The organism is Streptomyces pseudogriseolus (assembly GCA_002154585.1).
In the GTDB taxonomy this organism is placed as follows: Bacteria; Actinomycetota; Actinomycetes; order Streptomycetales; family Streptomycetaceae; genus Streptomyces; species Streptomyces pseudogriseolus.
This window is the reverse complement of the sequence record MUNG01000438.1, coordinates 1-4,273: the sequence shown is the minus strand read 5'-3', so window position 1 is coordinate 4,273 and position 4,273 is coordinate 1. Positions and strand designations below refer to the sequence as shown.

The 4,273-nt window shown below is 71.3% G+C and carries 4 protein-coding genes; all 4 read left to right on the top strand.

The features are described 5' to 3' along the window. Positions 1 to 866: tetratricopeptide repeat protein (locus CCN29_RS30310; RefSeq protein WP_143661411.1), on the top strand; the 866-nt coding region annotated here is incomplete at its 5' end. 136 nt (positions 867 to 1,002) lie between these two features. Then, complete coding sequence (ald, locus tag CCN29_RS30305; RefSeq protein WP_086685722.1) at positions 1,003 to 2,127, top strand: alanine dehydrogenase; 1,125 nt, start codon at positions 1,003 to 1,005, stop codon at positions 2,125 to 2,127. 414 nt (positions 2,128 to 2,541) lie between these two features. Next, positions 2,542 to 3,678: a ParA family protein gene (locus CCN29_RS30300; RefSeq protein WP_078592272.1), complete on the top strand. Its 1,137-nt coding sequence runs from the start codon at positions 2,542 to 2,544 to the stop codon at positions 3,676 to 3,678. A 41-nt stretch (positions 3,679 to 3,719) separates the two neighbouring features. Then, the gene (locus CCN29_RS30295; protein WP_442538569.1) at positions 3,720 to 4,223 is read left to right on the top strand and encodes a hypothetical protein; all 504 of its coding nucleotides are present in this window, start codon (positions 3,720 to 3,722) and stop codon (positions 4,221 to 4,223) included. The last annotated feature ends 50 nt before the right edge of the window (positions 4,224 to 4,273 follow it).

Below are 4,273 nucleotides of genomic sequence, written 5' to 3'. Positions count from 1 at the left end.
GGCTGCGCCTGCGCCGCCCCGCCCTGCTGGCGGCCGCCCGGCTCGCGGTGGCCGACGGGGAGCTGGACACCCTGGCCCGGCGGCTGATGTCCCAGCTGGTGCGGGCCCTGGTCGCCCACTTCGGCACCCGCGCCGCCGCGAGCGACCTCCACGACATCCACCACCTCGTTCTCGACGTCGCCGAGCGCAGGAACCTGCCCCGGGAACGGGCCGCCGCCCTGCTCAACCTCGGCGACCTCGACGCCCGCACCGGCCGCACCACCGAGGCGCTGGCCCGCTACCGGGCCGCCCTGGACGCCGGACGCGAGGCGAACGACCCGTACGCCACCGGCCGCGCGATGGAATCCGTCGGCGGCGCGCACCTGGACCTCGGGGACTACGACCGGGCGGCCGACTGGTACGGCCGCGCCCTCGCCGAGCGCCTCGCCCGCGACGAGCGCCCCGAGGCCGCCCGGCTCTACGGCCGCATCGGCGCCGCCCACACCTACGCCGGCCGCTACGGAGAGGCGATGCGCAACTGGCGCGCGGCCGTCGCCGGACACCGCAGGGACGGGGACGTGGCCGCGCAGGCACGGGCGCTGAGCGAACTGGGCCGGGTGCAGGAGTACGCGGGGCGGCTGGAGGAGTCGCTGCGCACCTGCCGGGAGGCCGTGGAGTGGGCGCGGCGCGCCGAGGACACCCGGCTCCAGGCCGCGCTGCACCTGCGCCTGGCCGACTCCTACGAGCGTCTCGGCGACCCCGCGTCGGCCGCGCTGCACCGGAGCACGGCCGAGCGCATGCTGGCGGAGGAGGCCCCCGAAGGCGACTCCGAGCCGGAACATGGAGCTAACGCCTGCGAAATCCGTAGCGCTTCCGCTGAAGATTGATGCAATGGAAGGCTAGACAGCGGGAACACCTTCATTAGACTGGCTCTGCCGCACCATCTCCTGCGGTCTCTCCCGGTGTGCCCGTGCGTGCCCGGGTATGTGTAGCGATATCCCCATACCCTCTGAGCCAAGGACCGTGATCGACGTGAAGGTCGGCATCCCCCGCGAGGTCAAGAACAACGAGTTCCGGGTGGCCATCACCCCCGCCGGCGTGCACGAGCTCGTGCGCCACGGCCACCAGGTCGTCATCGAGCGCGGCGCAGGTGTCGGCTCCTCGATCCCGGACGGCGAGTACATCGCCGCGGGCGGGCAGATCCTGGACACCGCCGACGAGGTCTGGGCCGCCGCCGACCTGCTGCTCAAGGTCAAGGAGCCGGTCGCGGAGGAGTACCACCGCCTGCGCAAGGACCAGACGCTCTTCACCTACCTGCACCTGGCCGCGTCCAAGGAGTGCACGGACGCCCTGCTGGAGTCCGGCACCACCGCCATCGCCTACGAGACCGTCGAGCTCCCCAACCGGGCCCTGCCCCTGCTCGCCCCGATGTCCGAGGTCGCCGGCCGCCTCTCCACCCAGGTCGGCGCCTACCACCTGATGCGCGCCCACGGCGGCCGCGGGGTGCTCCCCGGCGGCGTCCCCGGCGTGCTGGCCGGCCGCGCGGTCGTCATCGGCGCCGGCGTGTCCGGCTGGAACGCCGCGCAGATCGCCATCGGCATGGGCTTCCACGTGACCCTGCTCGACAAGGACATCAACAAGCTCAAGGAGGCCGACAAGGTCTTCGGCACGCGCATCCAGACCGTCGTCTCCAACTCCTTCGAGCTGGAGAAGGCCTGCCTGGAGGCCGACCTGGTGATCGGCGCCGTGCTGGTGCCGGGCGCCAAGGCGCCGAAGCTGGTCACCAACGAGCTGGTCTCCCGGATGAAAGCCGGAAGTGTCCTTGTCGACATCGCGATCGACCAGGGCGGCTGCTTCGAGGACTCCCGTCCGACCACGCACGCCGAACCGACCTTCAAGGTCCACGAGTCGGTCTTCTACTGCGTCGCCAACATGCCCGGCGCGGTGCCCAACACCTCGACCTACGCGCTCACCAACGCCACGCTGCCGTACATCGTCGAACTCGCCGACCGCGGCTGGGTGGAGGCGCTGCGCCGCGACCCGGCGCTCGCCAAGGGTCTCAACACCCATGACGGCAAGGTCGTTTACAAGGAGGTCGCCGAGGCGCACGGGCTGGAGCACGTGGAGCTCGCCTCGCTGCTCGGCTGAGCCGCGGCGCGACGCCAAGTCGACCAAGTCACCGATCCGCAAAGGCGATACGTCAACTCGGGACGTCAACGCGTCGCACCGGGCCGGACCTTGCGCGCCAAGGTCCGGCCCGGTGTGTGTATGGTCACGTCCTGGTTCGCGAGCAACTCGCCTCGAACGTAACCCTTCTACCGATTCGTACACCCGTGAAACCTGCTGTGCGACGGCCGTACGCCCTTGACAGAGGGATGTTTCATTGCCGACACATCGGGCCGGGTCCGGCGGATTGTGTTGCTGCGGATGCCCGACACGCCATAGAGTCGCCAACCGTCGGCATGGTGCCACGCTGACCTGTCTAGAAGTTTCCTGGTCACCAAGGAGGTAAGACGACTTGTGAATGAGTCGACATTTACTCCCGGGGGTGGTCAACCAGGAATGCCTGCGCCGGGCCAGGGGTCCGCGGGATTCGCTGCTGTCGGCTCCGTCGCTGTGCGCACCTTCGCAGCCCACCAGAGTCACGGAACTCCAGGAGTGACTCACCCAGCACACCAGAGCATGGATGGCCATCACGTGAACGCCATGGCCGGCGACGGAAGTGGCGCGCCCCACAACCATTTCGCCGACTACGACGAACTGCCCGAGGGGCACTTCTACGACCCCGACGCCGAGTACGAGCCCGATCCGGAGTACGCGGCCACGCTCGCGCCCGACGCGGCCCGTCAGCGCCGTGAGCGCATCGGCCCGACCGGGCGCCCGCTGCCGTACTTCCCGATCCCGGGCCCGCTGACCGACCACGGACCCGCGAAGATCATCGCGATGTGCAACCAGAAGGGCGGCGTCGGCAAGACCACGTCGACCATCAACCTGGGCGCCGCGCTCGCGGAGTACGGACGCCGGGTGCTGCTCGTCGACTTCGACCCGCAGGGCGCGCTGTCGGTCGGACTCGGCGTCAACCCGATGGAGCTCGACCTCACCGTCTACAACCTGCTCATGGAGCGGGGCATGGCGGCCGACGAGGTGCTGCTGAAGACCGCGGTCCCCAACATGGACCTGCTGCCCAGCAACATCGACCTGTCGGCGGCCGAGGTCCAGCTGGTGAGCGAGGTCGCGCGCGAGTCGACGCTTCAGCGGGCGCTGAAGCCGCTGATGGACGACTACGACTACATCGTCATCGACTGCCAGCCCTCGCTCGGCCTGCTCACGGTCAACGCGCTGACCGCGGCGCACAAGGTGATCGTGCCGCTGGAGTGCGAGTTCTTCGCGCTGCGCGGTGTGGCCCTGCTGACCGAGACCATCGAGAAGGTCCAGGAGCGGCTCAACCCGGAGCTGGAGCTCGACGGGATCCTCGCCACCATGTACGACTCGCGCACGGTGCACAGCCGTGAGGTGCTCGCGCGGGTGGTCGAGGCGTTCGACGACCACGTCTACCACACGGTCATCGGACGCACGGTCCGCTTCCCGGAGACCACGGTCGCCGGTGAGCCGATCACCACGTACGCGTCCAACTCCGTCGGCGCCGCCGCCTACCGTCAGCTCGCCAGGGAGGTGCTCGCCCGGTGTCACGCCGAGTGAGTCTGCCGGGGGCCGACGAACTCTTCCGTACGACAGGGGGGATGGGGCTCCAGGCGTCCACCCCCAGGCGCGGCGGCGACGCCCGTGTCCCCGCTCCCGCGGGGGAGGGCGACGCGGCCGCCGCCGCCCATGAGGACGCGCCGCAGTCGGTGCCCGTGCAGGGCGGCGACGGCGAGGGCGCGGAGCACGTCGCGGCGGACGTGGAGCCCGCCGAGGCCGCGGAGTCCCGCAGCCGGGGCGCCGCGGGCGCCGGACGCCGCGCGGCGCCCGCCGCCGACGGCGCGGCCGCCGCGGCCCCCCGCAAGCGGGGACGGCCCGCGGCACGGCGGCCCAGCGGCCGCGAGCGGCACGACGAGAAGATCACCGTGTACGTCTCCGCCGAGGAGCTGATGGACCTGGAGCACGCGCGCCTGGTCCTGCGCGGTGAGCACGGCCTCGCCGTCGACCGCGGACGCATCGTCCGCGAGGCGGTCGCCGTGGTCCTCGCCGACCTGGAGAGCCGCGGGGACGCCAGCATCCTCGTACGCCGCCTGCGGGGACGGTAGCGGTAGCCTGCGGGGGCCATGACCTCGAACGACCCACCCGCCCCCGCAGG